16 protein-coding genes are annotated in these 23473 nt (G+C 44.9%); 4 read left to right on the top strand and 12 right to left on the bottom strand.

Going from position 1 to position 23473, the window contains the following annotated elements:
* Positions 1–5 precede the first annotated feature (5 nt).
* Entirely contained in the window at positions 6–491 is a 486-nt protein-coding gene (locus EAE91_RS21345) for a carbohydrate binding domain-containing protein (RefSeq protein WP_214090240.1), read from the top strand.
* Between the two features lie 184 nt (positions 492–675).
* On the opposite strand, the gene EAE91_RS21340 is transcribed toward EAE91_RS21345, so the two are convergent.
* The 5 genes from EAE91_RS21340 to EAE91_RS21320 form a co-directional block, all read right to left on the bottom strand.
* Entirely contained in the window at positions 676–1257 is a 582-nt protein-coding gene (locus EAE91_RS21340) for a DUF1349 domain-containing protein (RefSeq protein WP_214090239.1), read from the bottom strand.
* 14 nt (positions 1258–1271) lie between these two features.
* A complete protein-coding gene (locus EAE91_RS21335) occupies positions 1272–2423 on the bottom strand; it encodes an MFS transporter (protein WP_214090238.1) in 1152 nt (383 codons plus the stop codon).
* A gap of 61 nt (positions 2424–2484) precedes the next feature.
* On the bottom strand, positions 2485–3117 hold the full coding sequence (locus EAE91_RS21330; protein WP_214090237.1) for an HAD family hydrolase: 633 nt from the start codon (positions 3115–3117) through the stop codon (positions 2485–2487).
* 13 nt (positions 3118–3130) lie between these two features.
* Complete coding sequence (locus EAE91_RS21325; RefSeq protein WP_214090236.1) at positions 3131–4192, bottom strand: zinc-dependent alcohol dehydrogenase; 1062 nt, start codon at positions 4190–4192, stop codon at positions 3131–3133.
* The gene (locus EAE91_RS21320; protein ID WP_376744770.1) at positions 4192–5442 is read right to left on the bottom strand and encodes a class-III pyridoxal-phosphate-dependent aminotransferase; all 1251 of its coding nucleotides are present in this window, start codon (positions 5440–5442) and stop codon (positions 4192–4194) included. The genes EAE91_RS21325 and EAE91_RS21320 overlap by 1 nt, the downstream gene beginning before the upstream one ends.
* Positions 5443–6253: 811 nt before the next feature.
* Between EAE91_RS21320 and EAE91_RS21315 the strand changes: the two genes are divergently transcribed.
* Positions 6254–7447, top strand: a complete 1194-nt coding sequence (locus tag EAE91_RS21315; RefSeq protein ID WP_214090234.1) for a multidrug effflux MFS transporter — start codon at positions 6254–6256, stop codon at positions 7445–7447.
* Between the two features lie 8 nt (positions 7448–7455).
* On the opposite strand, the gene malT is transcribed toward EAE91_RS21315, so the two are convergent.
* Positions 7456–10170: an HTH-type transcriptional regulator MalT gene (gene malT, locus EAE91_RS21310; protein WP_214090256.1), complete on the bottom strand. Its 2715-nt coding sequence runs from the start codon at positions 10168–10170 to the stop codon at positions 7456–7458.
* 550 nt (positions 10171–10720) lie between these two features.
* Here malT and malP point away from each other — a divergent pair.
* Entirely contained in the window at positions 10721–13123 is a 2403-nt protein-coding gene (gene malP / locus EAE91_RS21305) for a maltodextrin phosphorylase (RefSeq protein ID WP_214090233.1), read from the top strand.
* Positions 13124–13132: 9 nt separating this feature from the next.
* Positions 13133–15220: a 4-alpha-glucanotransferase gene (gene malQ / locus EAE91_RS21300; RefSeq protein ID WP_214090232.1), complete on the top strand. Its 2088-nt coding sequence runs from the start codon at positions 13133–13135 to the stop codon at positions 15218–15220.
* Between the two features lie 2047 nt (positions 15221–17267).
* On the opposite strand, the gene EAE91_RS21295 is transcribed toward malQ, so the two are convergent.
* The 6 genes from EAE91_RS21295 to EAE91_RS21270 form a co-directional block, all read right to left on the bottom strand.
* Positions 17268–17540, bottom strand: a complete 273-nt coding sequence (locus EAE91_RS21295) for a PAAR domain-containing protein (RefSeq protein WP_214090231.1) — start codon at positions 17538–17540, stop codon at positions 17268–17270.
* A 3-nt stretch (positions 17541–17543) separates the two neighbouring features.
* Complete coding sequence (locus EAE91_RS21290) at positions 17544–18689, bottom strand: DUF3396 domain-containing protein (RefSeq protein ID WP_214090230.1); 1146 nt, start codon at positions 18687–18689, stop codon at positions 17544–17546.
* A gap of 37 nt (positions 18690–18726) precedes the next feature.
* Entirely contained in the window at positions 18727–19872 is a 1146-nt protein-coding gene (locus EAE91_RS21285) for a DUF3396 domain-containing protein (RefSeq protein WP_214090229.1), read from the bottom strand.
* 37 nt (positions 19873–19909) lie between these two features.
* Positions 19910–21055 (bottom strand): DUF3396 domain-containing protein, encoded by a 1146-nt coding sequence (locus EAE91_RS21280; protein WP_214090228.1) that lies wholly within the window; start codon positions 21053–21055, stop codon positions 19910–19912.
* A 14-nt stretch (positions 21056–21069) separates the two neighbouring features.
* The gene (locus tag EAE91_RS21275; protein ID WP_214090227.1) at positions 21070–22428 is read right to left on the bottom strand and encodes a VRR-NUC domain-containing protein; all 1359 of its coding nucleotides are present in this window, start codon (positions 22426–22428) and stop codon (positions 21070–21072) included.
* A 2-nt stretch (positions 22429–22430) separates the two neighbouring features.
* The coding region (locus EAE91_RS21270; protein ID WP_214090226.1) for a type VI secretion system Vgr family protein at positions 22431–23473 on the bottom strand (1043 nt) is incomplete at its 5' end.

Genomic DNA, 23473 nt, shown 5'->3' with positions numbered 1-23473 from the left:
ATATTATGGATATGAAGAAAATACTAAATCGCGCAGATTATTCTGATACAAAAAACGCTAATAAAGAACTGGTTAATGGCTCATTTGATGAAGGATATCATGGCTGGAGAATCCCAACCCCTGAAACTGTAGAAATCTTATCCGAGAATGGCGTTAATTTTCTTAGCATCCAAAGCTATTCCAGCTCCGGTGTCATCGATCAAATAATAACAGGGTTGGAGCCTAACGTTAGATATAGACTGACAGCAACAGCACGCTTATCGATAAAAAAAATACCACAAAGGGCATTACCGGCATATTTTGGTTTACAAAATCGCACATTTGGCCCTGAATCATTTGTTGTAAATAGCTTCAATTTTACGACCGGTTCAGTTGAATTAAATACAGATGAAGAGGGACTTTTACGTATTTACATGATGAAAGACCAATTTATAGAACTTCCAGAAGAGGCAACTGCTGACTTTACGGGCTTTATTCTAGAAAGAGTTTAAACATCTAGCCTTGATATATATACCCTATGGATTTCAAGATGCTTCGCGACGGCAAGGGAGCGAATCCCCGGGAACATAGATAACTATGTGACCGAGGTGAGTGAGTGCAGCCAACAAAGAGGCAACTTGAAAGATGACGGATATAACACCCGAAGCACATTGCTCCGGGTGTTGAACCGTTTAGCTAACTTAAATCATGCAATGGTTTTTTTATTGGCGGCGTCAATTGGAAATCAGAAAACCGCACCTGTAATCCGTGCCGTTCTGGAGAACAACACATTGCACCAACAAAGACGGGTTGTTTATCTTCAAAAAAAGGAGACAACCTCAACAATGGCCACCGTAAACCATCAGTGGAATATTGCAGTCTTAAATATCCCTCTTCACGAGTCAAACGTAACCAGAATTTGCTAGAATCACCAAGAAATACGCCCATAGACCAATCAGAATGATGGCGTGTCAGTACACTACCAATCGTGGCATGACCATCAGAATATTCTATTCCGCCTTTCAACCAATGTTTCTCATCGACTAATAGCATGACTCCTGCTTGATCGTATAAATGTTCAAAACAGCCTTCAATACAGAGTTGAAAGGTGAAATCATCCTCAACATAACGCCCAAAAACATGGCCATTATGACGTTCAAAGCCATACCATGTTTTCTGCCAAAAGTCGGTCTTATGATCGGTGGTGACATTAAGCCAATCACTTCCACATTGCCAATCAGATGGCTCATTAACCCAATGATATTGTGACAAACCCATAGGAACTCCCTCTATTATCTTCCGCTCGAATTAATCAATTTATATCCTGCAAATAAGGAAATAGAGAGTAAAGCAATACAAGCAAAAGCGCCGTGTAATGTCACAATATGCGCTAATCCACCTATGATTGCAGGTCCCAGCAAAATCCCTGAATATCCCATAGTAGAAACTGCGGCAACAGCCAGCGAATCAGGCATAATTTTCTGTTGACCAGAAGCAGTAAAAAGCATTGGCGCTATATTGGATAATCCTGCGCCTATCATCAGAAAAGAGAACCCTAGCATCATTGCAGTCGATGCTGAGTAAATCAGGATAAATCCAGAAGTAGCCAATAAAGCACTGCTGATAAAAACCCGTCGGTGTCCATAAAAGGCAATGATTTTATCACCCATAAAGCGACCCGATGTCATAGCAATAGCAAACAGGGTATAACCGATACCAGCCTGATGACTACTGATATTATGTACGCTGGTTAATAATATACCGCTCCAGTCCAGCATTGCGCCTTCCATGATATAGGCAACAAAACAGAGAAAGCCCAATAAAATCACGATCCCATGAGGCACAGCAAAGAATGGCGTATTGCCCGTTTCGGCTTCGTTCAATAACCCATTCCATACCGGCAATAGCAGTAAAATAATCAGTAATACCGCCATTACCATCACCTGGAGAGGTGATATTCCCAGAGACAATAATGCACTCACCGATCCTGCACCGGCGATCCCACCCAAACTAAATAACGCGTGAAAGCCAGACATAATTGGCCGCCGAGCCATTTTCTCAACCATGACAGCATGGATATTGACCACAACATCCATTGCACCAATACCCGCACCAAAGACAAATAAAACGCAAGCTAATGTCAACGGCGTCGGTAATACACTTAACCCTGGCAACATCACTAACACTATCAAAGCACATAAAGTGAAAATTTTCCGGCAACCGAAACGTGCGGCTAACATGCCCGCTATTGGCATCATGATGAAAGAACCAATGCCGAATGCCAACATTAGCAGCCCCATAGCGCCATTATCAAGTTGTAGCCGTTCTTTAGCTAAAGGAATAAGGGGAGCCCAACTTGCAAGACTAAAGCCAGCAATAAAAAAAGCGGCGCGTGTCGCCATAATGGGTTGTTTTACCAAAGAGATAATATTTTGATCAGACAACTCATGTTCCTTCTATATAAATAAATGCCCTCCACTATGACTAATAATGGAAGGCATTAAGTTACCCAAAATTAATTTTAGAAAATTGCGGAATATCGGTCAGCGCCCCAATAATACGAGTCGCCTGTTGATACTGTTCCGCAACCGATAAAGCATGGGGCCAGGCATACACATAGGGAATACCCGCCTGCGTTGCCGCTGTAATCCCTAAATCGGTATCTTCAATCACTAATGTCTGATGAACATCCATAGACTTCAATTTCAACATCGCAAGATAGGGATCAGGATGAGGTTTCGTCCTCGCAACATCGTCACCAGAGATTAAAGCCGGGCTTTCATTCAACTCCAATAATCCAATATTCGCCAAACAGACTTCCCGCGGCGCAGTAGAAACAAAGCCAAAAGGGATACAGTGCTGTTGTAAAGCTGCTATCAACTTGGAAATCCCTGGACGAAGGTAACTTTTAGACAGCTTATCCTTGTAAACAGAGACGATTTGGGCAGTGATCTCTTTCTGTTGCTGAGCGGGTACCCCGATGTAATCCAACGTTTCTGCCAAACTCAGGCCAATAAGTTGCTGTGGTTGTACATGCGGTGTGTAGTCAGGAGCCAAATCACAAAGAACATCAAAGTGCAGTTGTTCACTGTCAACAATGACTCCATCGATATCAAAAATCACATTAAATCTATCCATGTGAAACATTCCATTATTTTAGATCGGAAATACGGATCAGCACTTTACAGTTCGGAGTAAACAGTGGTTTTTGGCTTTTGCACGCAATATCACAACCAACCGTGAGAAAAGCCTGCAAGTAATCATTAAAATCAAAAACTTGGCTGACCAGACGACCGGCGGGAATAATACCATCACGGATCATGGTATAAGCACGCTCAAAACTGTTATTCAGAGAATCAATGGAACCAATCACGGAAAGGCTCTTATCCGCAATTTTCAAAATATCAAGATTAGCGTGCTTATCTTTAAGCGCGACATTCAACAACTTCCCGCCAGGTGCCAAGTGTTCAAAAATGTACTCGGTTAACTGCCCGGTCGTATCCACACAGAGATCGATAAGCGCTGATTTATCACCATATTGCTGCGCCAATGCCTCATCAAAATCAGTATACAGCTCACATTCCGGCGGCAGATTTTCTTTGGCAAATTGAACACGACTTTCGTTTTTCTCGACCATGAAAGCCTTAACGCCTTTGGCATGTAAAGCCCAAATGTAGAGCATCCCCATTGGGCCTGCACCAGCTACCGCTGCACGAATATTAGTATGAGTAATGCCCAGTTTATCAACCCCGGTCAGTGTGCAACTCAGTGGCTCCGTCAGTGATGCCTCTTCCATGCTGACATGATCATCCAGTTTTATCAGCGAACTCTCTTTAGCCAGATATTGCTCAGCAAATGCCCCGTCATAGGAAACCCCCGCTTCGGTTCCCAATTTTTTCTCGCAATGATTTGGGCTGCCTGTCTGACACATCCGACAGTGCCCACAGGAATAGGTTGGATTGATAACAACACGGTCACCCACATTAAAACGCGTGACACCCTTCCCTATTTGCGCAATAACTCCCGTTGTTTCATGGCCCAGAGTGGTTCCCGGAATAGCAACAGGGTAAGATCCGGTGATAATCCCAACATCCGTACCACAAACGCCACACACCGCAATATCAACGACGACATCATCAGATTCAACACAGCGTAACGGTTCAACATCCTGGATTTGCACATCCCATACCCGATTAAATTTAAGTGCTTTCATTACGCTACCTCCTTGTTGTCAAAAATATTTAACGTCATATCAGCAAAAGTCAGATCAAGCTTATGCAGAATTTCATTTAAATGTTCCTGAGTACAAATCAACGGCGGACGAACTTTAAGTGCGCGACCTTTACCATAACGGGAACCACGGATGATCAAGTTATGAGAATTCGCTATTGCAATCGCTTGTGCCGCAAATTCCGGTGATGGCGTATCAAAGCCAAACATATAACCAACCCCCCTAACACCGGTAATTTCTGGGTATTTATGCTGTAATGCTAATAAGCCATCACGTAAATAAACTTCATTACGCTGCACATTCTCCAGAACCTGTTCGTCTTCGATGATATCGATAATTTCGTTGAGTGCGGTTAATGAAAGAGGGTTAGCGCCTGATGTACTGGAATGTTCGAATGACTCTAATACATCTAATGAACTCCGCATCAGCACACCACCGGTAGGAATACCTATGCCACCAGCGCCCTTAGCGAAAACAATAATATCCGGCTCTAATTCTTTAGCGTAACCGGTTGAAGCAAAAAATGTCCCGGTACGGCCAAATCCAGTCTGTACTTCATCCGCGATAATAATAATGTCATGTTTATGGCAGATGTCTCTGATCTTACGGTAAAAATCGACTGGGAAAACGTTATTTCCGCCGTTTCCTTGAATCGGTTCAATAATAAGACAAGCAATATTGTCATTTGAACCCAATTGAATAAATTGTTCTAAATCAAAATATTGATTGGGTTCTGTATTTGGTCCAAGTTCTGACATAACACTAGCAGGGGTTGGGACTTTTAAAGAACCATCAATGTTGACATGGAAATCTTTAATTCTAAAAGCATTACCCGAAATTTGCGCTGTGGCTAAAGACTGACCATGATGAGCCAGAAAGAAAGAGATAACTCCTGAACGCCCTGTTGCTTTTTGCGCGATGCGAATTGCGCATTCCACTGCTCCAGAACCGGAAACATCACGCAACCATATTCTATCAATGCCCTTAGGGGTATGTTTAACTAATTTAGCCAAAATATATTGTGATATTTCATGGGTATAAGCTGAACTCAGATGTGTACATCTATCAATCTGCTGTTTTAATTTTTCTGTTATTCTGCGATTAGTGTACCCAAGTGGAAGGTTAAATGTCCCCGAAGCTGCATCGATATACTTTTCACCATCAATTTCCAAATAAGGCCCGTTCCCAACAAAGCGAGAAAGCATATCTTCAAACCGTTTACCATTTTCCATCATTTCATTACCCTAATTAATCATTTATAACTATAAGAAAGCACAATAATCTTTAACAGGTAAGAGAATATTTACTAAAAATTAATTTAGATCAACAAAGAACATGTAAAAACCCAAAAAACATTTAAAATATTAAAGTATTTTGTATAAAATACATTATTGTTTTGAATGATTAATTAATGGCATGCAAAACTGCTGATCTATCGGGTTATGACAAAAAATTCTATTAAAAATCCTGCAAAACTGTACGAAAATCTCTCCCTTTCCGACTTTTGCACTGATGATTAAGAGCATTTATATTTACGCGTGGTTATTTTCTAACAGGTGATAAAATGTAATAAAAAATTCTCGATTATTTCTATTTGTCTGAAACGGTGTGCTTTTCATACACTGAATATAGCCAGACTCTCGACTGACATTCAAATGTCGAGTGCAGAACGCATTGATTATTACAGAGAGATATTGTTTATCTGCATTTATAATATTTTGACATTAAAAATAATTAAATATCACTATTAGGTATAGCCTTTTGATGTGATATATCAGGTATTTTTTTCCTATATAAAATTCTTTTAAAAATACCCACACAAGCTAGTCGGTTTACACCGGTGAATAGCTCGTATAAAGTTCAGTCTTTAAAAAAAGTAAAGGGTTCAGTCTGTGGGTGATCCTTGAACATCCCTATCGCCAGCTTGAAATGATTTGCCAGTAGGATTTCTGGTGTATCCAAGATCTTTGGTCGCACTAAAGAATCAATTCCACTGAGCCTATCCACCAATAAAACCACTACCATTATTGAAATTTAACACACATGCAAAATTATATTCTTCTACTACTTAGCCTGGCACTTTTTGGACCTTTAGGTGTCGATGTATTCTTGCCTACCGTCCCGGCCATCGCCGAGGATTTTAAAGTTAACAATGAAGTTATTCAGTCAACGATTTCTTTGTTTTTATTGATTATGGGGCTAGGTCAGTTAATCTCTGGGCCACTGGTAGATAAATTCGGCCGTCGGCCAGTGGCCCTAACGGGTATCACCTTATATATCATCGGTTCTGTCATTGCGGCGCTCTCTACTTTTCCTGAAATTTTTATTGCGGCACGAATTATTCAAGGATGCGCTGTCTGCTGTACCAGTGTCGTCTGCATTAGCGGTGTGCGTGATCGCCTAAACGGTGATGAAGCGGCCAAAGCCTATGGATTTATTAACGGTACGCTAAATATTATTCCTGCTCTCGCGCCATTACTTGGCGGCATTCTGGCTGAAATTTTCAACTGGCGGGCACCATTTTGGTTTTTGACTTGCTACTCGGTTATTGCGCTACTGATCATTGCTACCTGGTTGCCAGAAACACGCCCCGCTAACACCAAGCCAGTTCACGGGCTACCACTAAAGCAATACTTTCAAATTCTTAGCAACAGCCAGTTTATACATTTTGCCCTGGTTAACGCCGGCATTATGGGAATAGTGGTTACCTATGTGTCATTTGCGCCAACCGTGCTAATGACTGAGGGCCACATTTCACCGCTAGCATTCTCCTTGATTTTTGGCGGCAACGGACTCTGGACGATGATCGCCTTCCTAACCGCCAATAAAATCATCCCTCGAATTGGCCGTCCTTACTGCCTGCTGGTAGGGACAATCCTAATGGCGCTGGCTAGCCTATCTCTATTCTTTGGCATGCATCTGCCGACTGTCGCCAGCCAACACTGGCTAAGCTATATGTTGCCGGTTTCTTTCGCCTGCACAGGTATGGCATTTGTTATGGGGCCTGCCACCAGCTATGCTCTAGAACCTTATTCTGACGAAGCCGGTGTCGCTTCTGCACTGATAGGATTCATCCAAATGGCTGTCGGCTCCGCTCTCTCACTCATCGCGATGGCGTTACCATTTTCGCTCAAACAATCACTGGTGTTAATTATGCTACTCGGTACCACGCTAACCCTGTCAGCACACATACTCAGTCGTAACCTGAAAGGACGGGCTGTTTCGCTAGAATCCTAAAATATCTGTCACACACCTAACCCCATCATCTGCATCAGTTGCTGTGCTTGCTGAATCGCCTCCTGGCGATTCGCAATCCCCAGCTTCTGATACAGATTCCGTATATGCGTCTTGATAGTCGTCGTCGCGACATCCAACTCTGCGGCAATCTGATCATTACTGTAGCCTGAGTAAATCAACCCCAGCACCTGCCACTCACGCTGTGTCAGTGGGCTATTGCGAATAAGCTCTGGAACATCAGGGTGTGTTAGCAACTGAGTGACAAAACTTTCATCAAAATGAGCGAATTTATGACGATGTTGACGATTGATATCCCGCAAAATGCGCTGCGCCCGATGCAACTCCAGCTCAGACAAAGTATTGAGCTGAATAAGCTGACGTAGCTGTTGAGCCATCAACTCGCCTTCAATGACAAAATGGCTAATAAATCCTGTACGGTTAGCCAGAGACAATGCCTCAATAAGAACACTCTGTGCTTCACTTTTGCGCCCGATATGCCAGTAAAGCAAGTTACACAACAGTAAATTCCGATTCAGATCGCTGATTAATTGCAATTCTCTCGCATGTTGATTCAATGTATCCAAAATGGACTCAGCTTCATCATACAAACCAAGCAGAATCTGAGCACGAGCAATATTGCGCCACTGGCCCTGATTAAAATGATTACTGACGCTTTCTGGCCGCTCGGTCTGTGCCAACCACCGAATAGCGGCGCTTTTGTCGTCCATACTCTGCCAGATGATGACTCGCAGCTTGTCAGTATTCGTACGCCAATCTCTATGATATTGCCCATTATTTAGCAGGTTTTCACAACGCGCCAGATAACGTCGGGCGTTATCAATATCGCCTCTGGTCAAAGAGCATTTAGCCAACTGGGTTAAACACTGCAACTGCTGTTGAGGTTGGAAGTTAGACAACACTTCCAGCCCACGACGCGCAGCATCTTCGGCTTCATCAAGACGAGACCAGCACCATAAAAGCTGTGAACGGATACGCAACAAAAATTCATGCATTGGCAACTGCTCCAAATGCTGTTCACGGATCAATTCAAATGCCTTGCTCTGCGTTTCATAAGCCGTCTGCAAATATCCCTGAGCTAATAAAATCTCACTTTGCTGTAACAGCGCCCACAACGCATAGTGATGAACATGGAAACAACGCGCAAGCTGCTCGGTTTGTTGCATCCGCGCCAATGCATCAGCCAACTCACCTTTACAATGTAATACTTCACCTTCCACGGAAGTCGCAACAATACGACTGTATTCATTCTGCGGAAGCAGGGCCGCCAACGCTTGTTTCGCCAACTTATCAGCCATCTCCGGCTTACCGCTGTTCATCGCCACCTGAGCCCGTAACGCATCGAATTCAGCTAGTAGATCCGGCTCAATAGCAATTTGTTTCTGTTGCAGTGCTTGTTCCGCCTGATTTAACAGGGTATTGACCTCTGAATAACGATGTTGGCTTTGAGCCAGCCAAGCCTGGAGCAGCACCAGACGCGGACTCTCCAATAGCTGCTCATAAGGCAGTGCATTCATACACTCTTCCAACAACGATAACTCACTGTGGTTAAACAGCGACCAAGCATGCTGCAACAAAATATCGCGTAGCATGGCCGTATCACCCGCCGCCAAAGCATGATGAATCGCCTCGCCCGGATACCCCTGTGCCAACCAACCTTCTGCGGCCGCACGATGAAACTCCGGCAATTGCAACGCCATTTCCCATTGACAGCGTTGACGCAGAAATGAAGCAAAAAGCGGATGAAAGCGAAACCACTCGCCAGAATCATCCATACGCTGGATAAACAGCCCCTGACGTTCAGTTTCTTCAAGGCGCTGCTGACCATTCTCTTCGCCGGTTAGACGAACAATCAAACCATCATTCATGGAACGCAGGATAGAACTGCGCAACAAAAATTCACGTGTTGAACTATCCACCTGATTGAGTACCTCATCCACCAAATAATCGGAAAGATGGCTGGCGTTAATGCCCGACAAACGCTTAGCCGACAGTTCAGCGGCATCACATGACTGCCGCGCTGAAAGCGCAATAAGCTGGAGCGCCGTTGCCCAACCGGCGACTTCATTGCATAGACGCTTACAATCATCGGCATCAAGGGATGTGGTTAAACGCTTATCAAAAAATTGCTGCGTTTCTTGATAATCAAAAGCCAGTTGCTGGCTATCAATCTCCAGCAATTGCTCACGCACACGCAGATTAGCAACTCCAAGAGAAGGCAGATTACGCGATAAGATGGTTAACGTCAGATTCTCAGGCTGGTGACGCAGGAAGAACCGCATCGCCTCATGAATAATGTTATTTACAATCAGATGGTAATCATCAATCACCAAGGAAATAGGCCGCCGCCACTCACTAAGTTCAATAAATAATTGAGCGAAAAGCGCGGGTAAATTGGCATACTGATGTTTTTGGGCCAACACTTCACTTTTAACACAGTGTCCCTGCGTAGCCTGCTGAAACGCCGCGATAAGATAGCTGGCAAAACGTTCCGGCTGATTATCGCTCTCATCCAAAGAATACCATCCCAGATTATCCTGCCCGGCAGCCCACTGAGAGACCAATGTGGTTTTACCATAACCAGCGGGGCTAGTTATTAGCACAAGACGATAATTAGACGACTCATTCAGTCTGATTAACAGACGCTTACGCAAGACTGTATTATTCAGACGAACGGGACGACTCAGTTTTGATGGGATAAGCATTAATTTCCGTGCCCAAAGAAGCGATAAGTAAGTAAAACCAGTGCCGGAACCATATATACCCGTCATCTTTCAAGTTGCCTCTTTGTTGGCTGCGCTCACTCACCCCGGTCACATAGTTTGCTATGCTCCCGGGGATTCGCTCCCTTGCCGTCGCGATCCATCTTGAAATCCATAGGGTATGTGTTATTTAGATGATTTATTTCATGGTCCGTAATAATGCCATTAATCGGCCCAACCAAATTTAGTGAAATAGATGGCTTTTGCAAATATGTTTACGAACCCCATAGTATTAAGTTGCGCACCCTATCACATTATTGAACAGCAAATTCCATTTTCTACATACAAGTTATGGAAGCGATTAGCAAATTACCTTAATCGATCCGTTGGAAAAAAATGAACTCAATAAATACAAAAATGATACGCAATATAGTTACTGGCTACGCCCTTCTACTCCTCCCTGACTAATACCTCTCCAGGATGATGCTTTAGATCTTGAGAGCATTCAGCATAGTGCTTAAATTTTCCTTTTCAGCTACAGGATGAAGACTCCATGCAACAGTCCAGATTAGATAAAGCCCAGTTTCAGGCTGCGCTGACACGTCAATGGCAGCGCTTTGGCCTCGGTTCAGCACAGGAAATGACTCAGCATCAGTGGTGGCAAGCCGTCAGTGCGGCCCTGTCAGAGCTGTTGCCCGCATGCCCTGTCATCGATCATTCCGACCAACAACGCCATGTGAACTACATCTCGATGGAGTTTCTGATTGGCCGTTTAACCGCAAACAATTTGCTTAACCTTGGTTGGTATGAAGACGTTCAGGCTTACCTGGCAGAAGAAAATATTATTCTGAGTGATCTTCTGGAACAGGAAACCGACCCCGCTTTAGGTAACGGTGGATTGGGACGGCTTGCCGCCTGTTTTCTTGATTCGATGGCAACCGTCGGTCAGTCGGCCATTGGCTACGGTCTGAATTATCAATACGGCCTGTTCCGCCAATCCTTTGAACAAGGGCAACAAATTGAAGAACCAGACAACTGGGGGCGAGAATCCTATCCCTGGTTCCGTCACAACGTTCAGTTAGATGTTGAGGTGAATTTTGGTGGCGAAGTCGTCATAACCGATGATGGACGCGAAACTTGGGTACCTGACTTTACCTTGATTGGAGAAGCTTGGGATCTACCGGTCATTGGTTATCGTAATAGTGTTACTCAGCCATTACGCCTGTGGCAAGCAACCCATGCTGCACCATTTGATCTCGACAAATTCAACGCCGGACAGTTTCTGGCCGCGGAACAGCAAGGTGTTGAAGCCGCTAAGTTAACGAAAGTTCTCTATCCGAATGACAATCATCAAGAAGGCAAACGCCTGCGTCTGATGCAACAATATTTCCAGTGTGCCTGCTCCGTCGCAGATATCTTGCGTCGCCATCATCAGGCAGGCCGCAAAACAGAAGATCTGCCTAAGTATGAAGTTATCCAGCTTAACGATACCCATCCAACGATTGCCATCCCTGAAATGATGCGCATTCTGCTGGATAAACACCAGATAAGTTGGGACACAGCATGGGAGATAACCAGCCATACTTTCGCCTATACCAACCATACCCTGATGCCAGAAGGTTTGGAATGTTGGGACGAGGAGCTAGTCAGCCACCTGCTGCCACGCCATTACCGCATCATTAAAGAAATTAACTATCGATTTAAAAAATTGGTAGACAAAACCTGGCCCGGCGAGCAAGCCGTATGGGAAAAATTAGCTGTACATTATAACCATCAGATACGCATGGCGAATCTTTGCGTTGTCGCAGGCTTTGCCGTAAACGGGGTCGCAGCACTGCACTCACAACTCATCGTTAAGGATCTGTTTCCTGAATACCATCAACTATGGCCGAATAAGTTTCTCAACGTGACAAATGGCGTTACCCCACGTCGCTGGATCAAACAGTGTAACCCGGCACTGTCAGGATTACTTGACCGTACACTTAATCGCGAATGGGTTAACGATCTTGATGCCCTTAAAGCACTTGAACCCTATGCAGATGACGCCGCTTTCCGCGAAGAGTACCGAGCTATTAAACAAAGCAACAAGATCCTGCTATCCAATTATGTCAATAAAGTGATGGGGCTCAAGCTAGATCCAAACGCCATTTTTGATGTGCAAATTAAACGTTTACATGAATATAAGCGTCAGCATCTAAACCTGTTACATATCCTATCGCTCTACAAACAAATTCAGGAAAATCCGGCGCTAGATATCGTGCCACGTGTATTCTTATTTGGTGCAAAAGCCGCGCCCGGCTACTATTTGGCAAAAAACATTATCTCTGCGATCAATCAGGCTGCGGAGAAAATTAATAACGATCCGATTGTCCGTGATCGCATCAAGATCGCTTTTATCCCTGATTACAAAGTTTCTGTCGCGGAGCTAATGATACCGGCTGCCGATGTTTCAGAACAAATCTCCACCGCCGGTAAAGAAGCTTCCGGTACCGGCAACATGAAACTGGCACTGAATGGGGCATTGACTATCGGCACATTAGATGGAGCGAACGTTGAAATTGCCGAACAGGTAGGAGATGACCACATCTTCATCTTCGGGCATACCGTAGAAGAAGTGAAAGCCTTAAAAGCTGGCGGTTATGACCCACTGAAACTACTCAAGGAAGATCAACACCTGGACAACATACTCAAAGCACTGGCTAGCGGCGAGTTCAGCTATAGCGACAAACGAGCATTCGATATGCTGCTACATAGCCTGATTGAAGGTGGCGATCCTTATCTGGTGCTAGCTGATTTTGCCTCTTATTGCGATGCGCATAAACGGATCGATACTTTGTACCGCGATACTCAAAGCTGGACACGCAGCGCCATTCTGAACACCGCCCGGATGGGCATGTTTAGCTCTGACCGGACAATCCGTGATTACCAACAGCGTATCTGGCAAGCAAAGAGATAAGGAAAAATCATGGAGGAAAAAAGCCTCGATCATTTAGCGACCGAGGCTGGCATTGTCGCCAGCTACATTAATGCTTATGGCAAGCCACAAGCGATTCCAACGGAAACCCGACATCGCTTGTTGGATGCGATAAGCGTAAACAAACCGGCCAATGCGTCGGTTTCACCCTTACCAACAGTAAAAGTTTTTACTCAAGGTGAACACTTCACTATCACCCTGAAAGATGAAGAGCACTACCAATGGCAGATACGAACAGAACAAGGAGAGGAATTTCAGGGGCATTGCCGCCATCAACTGATGCTGCCTGATACGCTTGCTCTGGGCTACCACCACCTCACTCTGACACAAGAAAACCAATGCTGGTCTATGCCGATTATCGTGGCACCCAACCGCTGCTATGAACCAGACGCCCTGCTAAGGAAGGAAAAACTTTGGGGTGCCTGTGTACAACTCTACACCCTGCGCTCAGAAAACAATTGGGGAATCGGAGATTTTGGCGACCTGAAACACATGCTGAAAGAGATAGCAGCACGCGGAGGCTCCTTCATCGGGTTGAATCCGTTGCATGCACTGCATCCAACCATGCCAGAAAGCGCCAGTCCCTATAGCCCCTCTTCACGCAACTGGCTTAACGTGATTTACATTGATGTTAATCAGGTTGAGGATTTCAAACATAGTGAAGAAGCACAGAGATGGTGGCAAACAGCGACGACGCAACGCATGTTACAGGATGCCCGCAACGCGGAATGGGTGGATTACACCACGGTTATGGCGTTGAAAATGGCAGCACTGCGTCTGGCACATCAACAATTCAGCACCCGTCCAGAACATGACCCGTCAAAAACCGCTTTCCGCCAATTTGTTATTCAGGGTAGCGAGTGTCTCTACTATCAAGCCGCCTATGACGCCCTACATTGTCGGCTATACGCCGAAGATAATTCCTGTTGGGGCTGGCCGGTATGGCCGGAAAAGTACCGCGATCCGCACGGTGAAGAGGTGCAAACATTTTGCCAATCTCACCCGCAAGAAGTGGAGTTTTTCCTCTGGCTACAATGGCTGGCTGATACTCAGCTTGCAGACTGCTTTACCCAAAGCCAAACAAGTGACATGCCGATTGGAATTTACCGTGATTTGGCCGTCGGCGTAGCGGAAGGCGGTTCAGAAACCTGGTGCAATCGGGCTGTCTACTGCACCAAAGCATCAGTGGGAGCGCCACCGGACGCACTGGGACCACTAGGTCAAAACTGGGGCCTACCACCAATGAATCCTCATGTTTTGCAAGCCCAAGCTTACCAACCGTTTATTAAGCTGCTGCGCACAAATATGACCTACTGCGGTGCGCTACGCATTGACCACGTTATGTCGATGCTCAGGCTTTGGTGGATTCCCTACGGCGAAACCGCCGACAAAGGAGCATATGTACACTACCCAGTGGATGATCTGATGGCGATTCTGGCATTAGAAAGTCAACGCCATCGCTGTCTGGTCATTGGTGAAGATTTGGGGATTGTACCGGAAGAGATTGTGGGCAAGCTGCGCGATAGAGGTGTCTATTCTTATAAAGTGCTCTACTTTGAGCGTCACGGCAATGGGGAATACCGCGCACCAGAAGATTACCCGATACAAGCGATGGCGACCATCACCACTCATGATTTACCTACTTTACGTGGATTTTGGCAAAGCGCCGATTTGACACTTGGGGAATCACTCAAGTTATATCCTGATAAAAACCTGCTTCAAGGGTTACATACCGAACGTCAAGCTAGCAAACAAGGGTTATTAGAGGGCTTACATCGCTACGGCTGTATCCCGGAACATATCGGTGACACGGCACAAGAGGTTGGAATGTCACCGATAATAAACCAAGGGTTACATCGTTACATTGCCCACAGTGCCTGCGCACTATTGGGACTGCAACCCGAAGATTGGCTGGATATGGATAAACCGGTCAACATTCCAGGTACGGTAATGGAATATCCTAACTGGCGACGTAAACTGAATACCACATTGGAAACCCTGTTTGGTAATGATCATGTCAATCAATTGCTGAAAGATGTAGATAAATGCCGTAAAAAAACCGGAACGGCCAGAGACTAAATACCGTAACGCCTGTTTCTCCTGCGCAGGCGTTATTCTTTCCAGTTTAAAGGATGGTTTTAATCCATAAATCATCCTTCATATTGCTGATTTTTAACGCCTTGACTACTACAACTGAGTTTTCACCAATAATAAAACAGTATTCAGAAAAGCCTTTTTTATCTGTCAGTGTGGTTTTAAAAGCGGGAAAAGAAGCCAAGCGTACCTCGGAAAAAACAGATAAAAACTTTAATCATCAAAAGTAAAAAGCAGTAATTAATAAGGCTTTTTTTAATTGGGTAAAAAATCCGATACCATACTGATATTAGAAGAGAAAACATTAGAAAAAACAGGTTTTAAATTGATTAAATAAGGTAAAAAAAAAATAACAGCGTTAACCCGATAACAAGAATATATCCTAGCAAAGCATTTAACAGTATTAACCACATTAACAGCTTTAACAGCTTTAACAGCTTTAACAGCTTTAACAGCTTTAACAGCTTTAACAGCTTTAACAGCTTTAACAGCTTTAACAGCTTTAACAGCTTTAACAGCTTTAACAGCTTTAACAGCTTTAACAATATTAAACCAATTTTCTTAAATAAAAGATTTTTCCTGACTGAAACAAGTTTACGAAAAATCAGAGACTATAATTTCAGAAAACCGAGAGGCATCCCCGAAAAAGTAAGAATATTTAAATAAAATCCCAAAATAGTGCTACATTTTATACCACTCATAATTCTATGTATAACAATGAGTTGAAGATGGCTATGTGTAGCATAATTACGAAATGTTATTTAACAACATTAAAAATAATTAAAAAAATTGGCATTAACTTTAATACTGTTAGCTATCTGCTACCCCCACTGGTTTTAAATCTAAAAAATCAAATATAGAAAAAGGAGAAACGAGAAAACCTAAATATCATTTTAATGAAAACAAGGACATTAAATACGGTTCAGAAAATGTAAAAGCTATTAAACTTACCACAATTAAGCAATAAAAACCGTTCGTTACAACAGGTTTCCAATTAAAAACAAGCACCCCGTCAGAATGAAAACCACAGTACAAGCTTATCATATTTTTAACATTACTTTTTTAACTTACATTTCTCTTTTACCGGTAATTAATCAACTAAGGATTAAAAAATAGGTAGTACACTGATGCCAACTTTTTAAAAGGCATAAAGTGACTAAAAACAACCTATTCTCCGCTATGTTTAATCCATTTATCGGTAATACATACTATCCTCCACTTATTTTACATTTACCTAACCAGTCATGATTATTTAAAAAGACAAACAGGGAGAGATTAAACATTTCACTCAACAGACTGATTTAACACAACTAATCAAAGTTTTCAGTAGTGTGATTAATAACATTTAGTCGAAATTCACTAACCATTAACCGAGGGTTGAAAAGCAATAATCACGTAAAATAACATTAATAGAATAAACTGACATTCAAGTATGTTCTCACTATCATTTTACGAAGCAATCAATAAAAATGCGATTAAAGAAGAGATAAAACGATTAATTTAGCTGGATTTAAGCGCTAAAAAAGGCGTTATCCTAAAACATTAACGGCATTTTTATACTATCAAGCTATTTATCAGCGATTTATAAAGAAAAAACAAAAGGTGATAATTTATAAAAGCTCGCAGAATTGCCAGTAAAACAGTATTGGTAAAACAACATTGGTAAAACCATGTCGGTAAAATAGTGTCAGTCAAAATAAATCGGATATGATTAATGTTCGTTTAAACGTAAAACCACGATATACCCGTCATCTTTCAAGTTGCCTCTTTGTTGGCTGCACTCGTTCACCCCGGTCACATAGTTATCTATGCTCCCGGGGATTCTCTCCCTTGCCGTCGCGATGCATCTTGAAATCCATAGGGTATATATCATAATGTTTAAATTTAACAAAAAGCATATATCCAAAAGATAAAAAACGATTAAAACCAGATACCGATTAAAATCATACGTTAAAAAAACAACTTTTAATCACAGTTTAAAACCTGCTCTGGTTTTATGGGTATTTCAATTAAAGGCTTTAGCATTTGATAGTTATGACCGTACCTTTAATCGACAATCGCCGGTCGGGCAACCACAATTAACAAGGTTCCCCTCCAGCGCGACAGGTATTCCTTGTATATTGAACAAGTTAGAACCTTCCGCAACAGCGCCGGTTTGTTTACAGGCGGGACAAAACACCGGGTCACCTTTACAGGCAACCGATAGTTGTTGATTTACCAAATCGAAACCCTTTAAAACCTCGCCTCCGGTTGTTGTGGTATCGCCTTTAAGGATAATTTTTTTCCCTTCCACTACACTACGCATTATTTACTCCGTTGTATTTTCCGTTTCTCGTATTAAATGCCAGAGGGTTGTGCCCGGTTCTGCACCTTCAACATCAAAAGCCATCGTACCCTGAGCAAAGAAGTACTGTTTGCCCGGCAGGCTGTCGGTTCGCCAGATCCCGCTGACCAGTGCCGGATGGTTGCCTCTCAAAAGGGTCACCTGTAGCGGTCCCCGGTCATAACGGGCATACCAAGCCAAGGTGGAAATATCATCAAAATGACCTTCACCATAGAAGTGCAATGAATGGCCTTCACGAGGTATCACCCGTATCGGACGTATCAACTGGTTAATAGCAAAATAACTCTCCGGGACACTGCCCGGTAGTGGCGTTAAATCCGGGTATTGACCGGCCCGGATTATCAGACCATTGGAATAAGAACTAATCACCACATCCCGGTAGGGGCGCAGCACCTGACGTATCCAGAATTCTCCACCCAGTCGGTTTACAAATCGTTTGGACAGCAGGGTGATCCAGTTAATGCCCCGGATGGAGTGTTCATACTGTAATACCGCAGTATGAACCGTGGAGTTGACTTGCAAGGCGGGGTAGCGTTGCGCTAACTGATATTCTAGGGAAAAGTAGTCATGGTAATCATTGGGTAAGACTAGGCAGTAACCACAGTCCCCACTGTCAGGTTCAAGCTGTTCACACAGAAAGTCCAGCCAGGCCATAAATCGGGCCATGCCCTCTTGTTCTTTCAGATAATCCCAGGGCAACACCAGACTGAGGTAAGAGCTATCATCGTCACCATCATCCTCATCAGAATCCAAGTAATGCATCAGATAGCGAGGAGCTTCATAGATATTTTTAGCATCACTGACCACCCAACCACAAGGCTGGTTTTTTTTCTGATTAAGAATACCTTCTTCTACTTTGGCAATATTTTCCGGTGAATATTTTTTTAGCCCTTCCAGCTCATGACGGTGAAAACGTAGGTGGGTACCAAACTCTTCGCGAAAGCGCCGGTAACAGGCCAGAATGCGTTGCTTTTTCTCTTGAGTGTAGCCTTGTTTAAAAAACAGGGTGATAGAAATCCCAAGACGAGAAACGGTCAGCCCATCGCCATTGAGGAAGGTAAACGCGGCCAGTTGTGATCTCAACTGGGCAAAGTTATCTACAGTTTCCATCATTTTCTCCGTAAGTTATGAGTCGGTGGATAATCTGTTATTCCCACATACTTGCCGCTTCCCGTATCAGATGCCAGATAGTTGTACCCGTCTCTGCACCTTCAACATCAAAAGCCATCGCCCCCTGAGCAAAGAAGTACTGCTGGCCAGGCAGGCTATCGGTTCGCCAGATCCCACTGACCAGTGCCGGATGGTCACCTTTCAAAGGTGTCACTTGTAGCGGTCCCCGGTCATAACGGGCATACCAGGCCAGTGTGGAAATATCATCAAAATGACCGGCACCATAAAAGTGCAGGGAATGGCCTTCACGAGGTATCACCCGTATCGGACGTATCAGTTGGTTAATGGCAAAATAACTCTCTGGGACACTGCCCGGTAATGGCGTTAAATCCGGGTATTGACCGGCCCGGATAATCAGGCCATTGGAATAAGAACTAATCACCACATCCCGGTAGGGACGCAGCACATGACGTATCCAATATTCCCCACCCAGTCGGTTTACAAAGCGTTTGGACAGCAGGGTGATCCAGTTAATGCCACGGATAGAGTGTTCATACTGTAATTTAGCTGTATGAACTGCGGAGTTCACTTGCAGGGAAGGGTAACGTTGCGCCAGTTGGTACTCTAAAGGAAAATAGTCATAGTAATCTTTGGGCAGGACCAGACAGTAACCACAGTCACCACTGTCCGGTTCAAGCTGTTCACACAGAAAATCCAGCCAGTCTATAAACCGGGTCATACCCTCTTGCTCTTTCAGATAATCCCAGGGCAGTACCAGACTCAGGTAGGAGCTATCATCGTCACCATTAGCTTCCCGAGAATCCAGGTAACGCATCAGATAACAAGGTGCCTCATCTTCATTTTTGGCATCACTGACCACCCAACCACAAGGCTGATTTTTTTTCCTGGCGAGAATGCCTTCCTCTATTTTAATGATATTTTCCGGGGAATATTTTCTTAACCCTTTCAGCTCATGACGGTGAAAACGCAGTTGAGTACCAAACTCTTCGCGAAAGCGCCGGTAACAGGCCAGAATGCGTTGCTTTTTCTCTTGAGTGTAGCCTTGTTTAAAAAACAGGGTAATAGAGAGGCCCAGACGAGAAACAGTCAGCCCATCGCCATTGAGGAAGGTAAACTCGGTCAGTTGTGATTTCAACTGGGCAAAGTAATCTACAGTTTCCATCATTTTCTCCGTGAGTGATGAGTCGGTGGATAATCTGTTATTCCCACATATTTGCCGCTTCCCGTATCAGATGCCAGATCGTTGTACCCGTCTCTGCACCTTCAACATCAAAAGACATCGCACCCTGAGCAAAGAAGTACTGCTGGCCAGGCAGGCTGTCGGTTTGCCAGATCCCGCTGACCAGTGCCGGATGGTCACCTTTCAAAGGGGTCACTTGTAGCGGTCCCCGGTCATAACGAGCATACCAGGCCAAGGTGGAAGTTGAATTGAAATGCCCTTCACCATAGAAGTGCAATGAATGGCCTTCACGAGGTATCACCCGTATCGGACGTATCAGTTGGTTAATGGCAAAATAACTCTCCGGGACACTGCCCGGGAGTGGCGTTAAGTCCGGGTATTCACCGGCCTGGATAATCAGGCCATCACGGTAAGAAGTAATCACCACATCCCGGTAGGGGCGCAGCACCTGACGTATCCAGAATTCTCCACCCAGTCGGTTTACAAAGCGTTTGGACAGCAGGGTGATCCAATTAATGCCACGGATGGAATGTCCATACTGTAATTTAGCTGTGAACACTGCGGAGTTAACTTGCAAGGAAGGGTAACGTTGCGCCAGTTGATACTCTAAAGGAAAGTAGTCATAGAAGTCATTGGGTAAGACCAGACAGTAGCCACAGTCACCACTGTCCGGTTCGAGTTGTTCACACAGAAACTCCAGCCAAGTCGTAAAGCGAGCCATGCCCTCTTGTTCCTTCAGATAATCCCAAGGCAACACTAGACTGAGGTATGAACTACTGTTATCACCATCAGCTTCATCGGACCCTAGGTAACGCATCAGATAACGAGGCGCGTCATCTTCATTTTTAGCATCACTGACCACCCAACCACAAGGCTGGTTTTTTTTCTGATTAAGAATGCCTTCTTCCACTTTGGCAATATTTTCCGATGAATATTTTTTTAACCCTTTAAATTCATGACGGTGAAAACGCAGGTGAGTACCGAATTCCTCCCGAAAGCGCCGGTAGCAGGCCAGAATGCGTTGTTTTTTCTCCTGGGTGTAACCCTGTTTAAAAAACAGAGTGATAGAAATCCCAAGACGAGAAACGGTCAGCCCATCGCCATTGAGGAAGGTAAATGCGGTCAGTTGTGATTTCAACTGGGCAAAGTAATCTGAAGTATCCATATTCTCTCCGTTAATTATGAAGCGGTGGCGAATGTCACACTCGCCAATATTGCCAGGACGGCAGCTAACGCGGCGGCGCTAACTGCGGCAGCGGCAGCTAAAATTTCCACCAGTGCAATCAATGCGGCAGCGACGGCAAGGGTGACAAGGATAACAACGGCAACGCCGGCAATAATCACCACCATTTCCAGCATCCCTTCCCCCACCTCTTTTAATATCTGCATCCAGCTGATATTTTTTAGCTCTTCCAGGGTGATATCTGAACCCTGTTGCACCGTCTGCCACCGGGCTTTTATCTCACTCTCCGTCCAGGTCACGATTTTCCCCGTTTGTTCATTAACCCAGGAAAAAGCGTAGCTGACCTGATGGCTTATCGGGTCAATAATCTCTTCACACACCCATTTGCCGGTTTGATTGAGCCAGGTACCAAACTGGGCAAGAAGCTCCCGGGTACTGTCGCGGACATAATTCAACCCGTTTTCGGCCAGACCCGCCACCTCCTGCCCGAGGACAACCCAGTCTTCATAGCTGGGTAAAAACGACCAGCGGGAAGTGCTGAGAAGCGGTGGATTTTTTGTCAAGGGTTGCGGAATGGTCCCCGGCACACCCTCTGCGGGCGGTACGGGTAAAGCTTTATCATCAGGCGGCGAACCGGGCGGCAGCGGGGCTAGTGGGATGGGATTTTTATAGTGCTGGGAACCGGGCTGATAAAGTTTTCGCCATGCTTCATCATACTGCTTTTGCTCCTCAGTGCGATTATCCGTGACACGCATCACCCCAAAGCGATCTTCTGTCGCAATCTGGATGTAATCAGCTTGTTGTGCCTGAGTTAGGTCGTCCCCCGGAAATTTCACCTCAATTAGCATTTTCAGATTATCCGGGTGCACAGAATCATCGAAGTAGGTAGCATTTCTGCCCGGCCAGCGGAGAGTCTCATCTTTAACCAAAATAATATCGGGGCGCCGAATACGTTTAACACCGAATTTCTCTGCGTCTTCGGCAGAAGGCCGGGCAAACGGATTACTGGATTGCGGCAAATTACCACCATAACGCTGCTTAGAGTCTTGACTGGTTGCCAGCATGGGTAAGGGGACATCTTGCTCTCCTCGGATAGCAAACACCACTTCTGCTTTATAGGGCCACAGGAAGTCATGCTTAAGCTCCTCAACCTTAATCAACCCACTCATAATGACTTGATTAAGAAAGCGAATAGCCCCCAGTTTGGTGATAATCATTGCCGGCAGACGCAGAGCGTATTCGGCTTTTCTCGCCAGATAACAGGGATCTTCATCGGCGGGAAAGACCCCTATTTCCATCGTACAGGTGATTGATGTGACAGCCGGGCACATCTTGCCGTTGTTGGATATTGCCATACTTATTCCTCCGTAAATTCCATAACATGCTCTACCGGTGTGTTATCACTGGCCTGATATAAGGTTTGCTTCGGCTTGGATGTTGCTTCCGGTGAACGCAGTTGCAGATTTTCTTCTGCCGCACTCTGCACCGTCACCGTCCTGCCCAACGCGTCAGTTTTACCCGGGATAACCTGACCATCGCCGGTGGTGATGGTGTAGGGGACATTCACCAGCGGCTTATCGCTCTGCTCACTGAGCAGGGTATAGCGGGCGGAGTAGTCAAACAGCGCACCGGCGGATTTCTTGCCGGTGATATGGTCGGTCATGGTGATGCTGACGCCTTCAATCCGGATATTGCCCATCGGGTCAATGACTATCTGCCCGCCTGCGTTCCCAATGATGATTTGCCCGCTTTCAGAGTGCACCGTGATATGTTTACCCACGGTAATTTGCTGGTTATCGGCGATGTTTAATTGATGGCTTTTACCCACGGAAAGGGCTTGCTGACCTTTAATGGTCACCGTTTGATTCTGACCAACTTCAAGCGTCTGGCCGCCTTGCACGGCTTCATCATCATCGTTTTTAATTATCGCCGTGCGGTTATGCGCCACTTCTGTTTGCTGGTCATGGCCTATCTGCGTGGTTTTATCCCGGAGAATCTGGGTATTCATATCCCGTTGAGCATGAATAAACACTTCCTCGCTTCCTTTGTTATCCTCAAAGCGCAGTTCATTAAATCCCTGCCCTCCGAGAGTCCGGGTTTTAAAGGTGGTACGGGTTTTCTCCGCCGGTAAATTAAGAGGCGGGCGGTTGAGGCCGTTATAGGTACACCCCGTCACAATCGGGCGGTCGATATCGCCGTTGAGATAGCTGACGATCACCTCCTGCCCGACGCGCGGTATCGCCATAAAACCGAAACCGTTGCCGTTCCAGCCCTGTGCCACCCGTACCCAACAAGACGCGTTGTCGTCCGCTTTATCGTAGCGGTTCCAGTGGAAATGAATCCGTATCGCGCCGTGTTCGTTCACATAAATCTCTTCGCTTCCCACCCCGACCACCGTGG

Source organism: Photorhabdus noenieputensis (assembly GCF_018448935.1).
Lineage (GTDB): Bacteria > Pseudomonadota > Gammaproteobacteria > Enterobacterales > Enterobacteriaceae > Photorhabdus > Photorhabdus noenieputensis.
The sequence above is the reverse complement of the archived record's forward strand: the minus strand, read 5'-3'. Positions and strand labels throughout refer to the sequence as shown.

What these genes read in the sequence shown, in the direction of transcription:
- EAE91_RS21275 (WP_214090227.1), bottom strand. Translation starts at nt 22,428, where the DNA reads ATGGCAATATCCAACAACGGCAAGATGTGCCCGGCTGTCACATCAATC.
- EAE91_RS21340 (WP_214090239.1), bottom strand. Translation starts at nt 1,257, where the DNA reads ATGGGTTTGTCACAATATCATTGGGTTAATGAGCCATCTGATTGGCAA.
- EAE91_RS21325 (WP_214090236.1), bottom strand. Translation starts at nt 4,192, where the DNA reads ATGAAAGCACTTAAATTTAATCGGGTATGGGATGTGCAAATCCAGGAT.
- EAE91_RS21320 (WP_376744770.1), bottom strand. Translation starts at nt 5,442, where the DNA reads ATGGAAAATGGTAAACGGTTTGAAGATATGCTTTCTCGCTTTGTTGGG.
- malQ (WP_214090232.1), top strand. Translation starts at nt 13,133, where the DNA reads ATGGAGGAAAAAAGCCTCGATCATTTAGCGACCGAGGCTGGCATTGTC.
- EAE91_RS21295 (WP_214090231.1), bottom strand. Translation starts at nt 17,540, where the DNA reads ATGCGTAGTGTAGTGGAAGGGAAAAAAATTATCCTTAAAGGCGATACC.
- EAE91_RS21330 (WP_214090237.1), bottom strand. Translation starts at nt 3,117, where the DNA reads ATGGATAGATTTAATGTGATTTTTGATATCGATGGAGTCATTGTTGAC.
- malT (WP_214090256.1), bottom strand. Translation starts at nt 10,170, where the DNA reads ATGCTTATCCCATCAAAACTGAGTCGTCCCGTTCGTCTGAATAATACA.
- malP (WP_214090233.1), top strand. Translation starts at nt 10,721, where the DNA reads ATGCAACAGTCCAGATTAGATAAAGCCCAGTTTCAGGCTGCGCTGACA.
- EAE91_RS21285 (WP_214090229.1), bottom strand. Translation starts at nt 19,872, where the DNA reads ATGGAAACTGTAGATTACTTTGCCCAGTTGAAATCACAACTGACCGAG.
- EAE91_RS21315 (WP_214090234.1), top strand. Translation starts at nt 6,254, where the DNA reads ATGCAAAATTATATTCTTCTACTACTTAGCCTGGCACTTTTTGGACCT.
- EAE91_RS21280 (WP_214090228.1), bottom strand. Translation starts at nt 21,055, where the DNA reads ATGGATACTTCAGATTACTTTGCCCAGTTGAAATCACAACTGACCGCA.
- EAE91_RS21345 (WP_214090240.1), top strand. Translation starts at nt 6, where the DNA reads ATGGATATGAAGAAAATACTAAATCGCGCAGATTATTCTGATACAAAA.
- EAE91_RS21290 (WP_214090230.1), bottom strand. Translation starts at nt 18,689, where the DNA reads ATGGAAACTGTAGATAACTTTGCCCAGTTGAGATCACAACTGGCCGCG.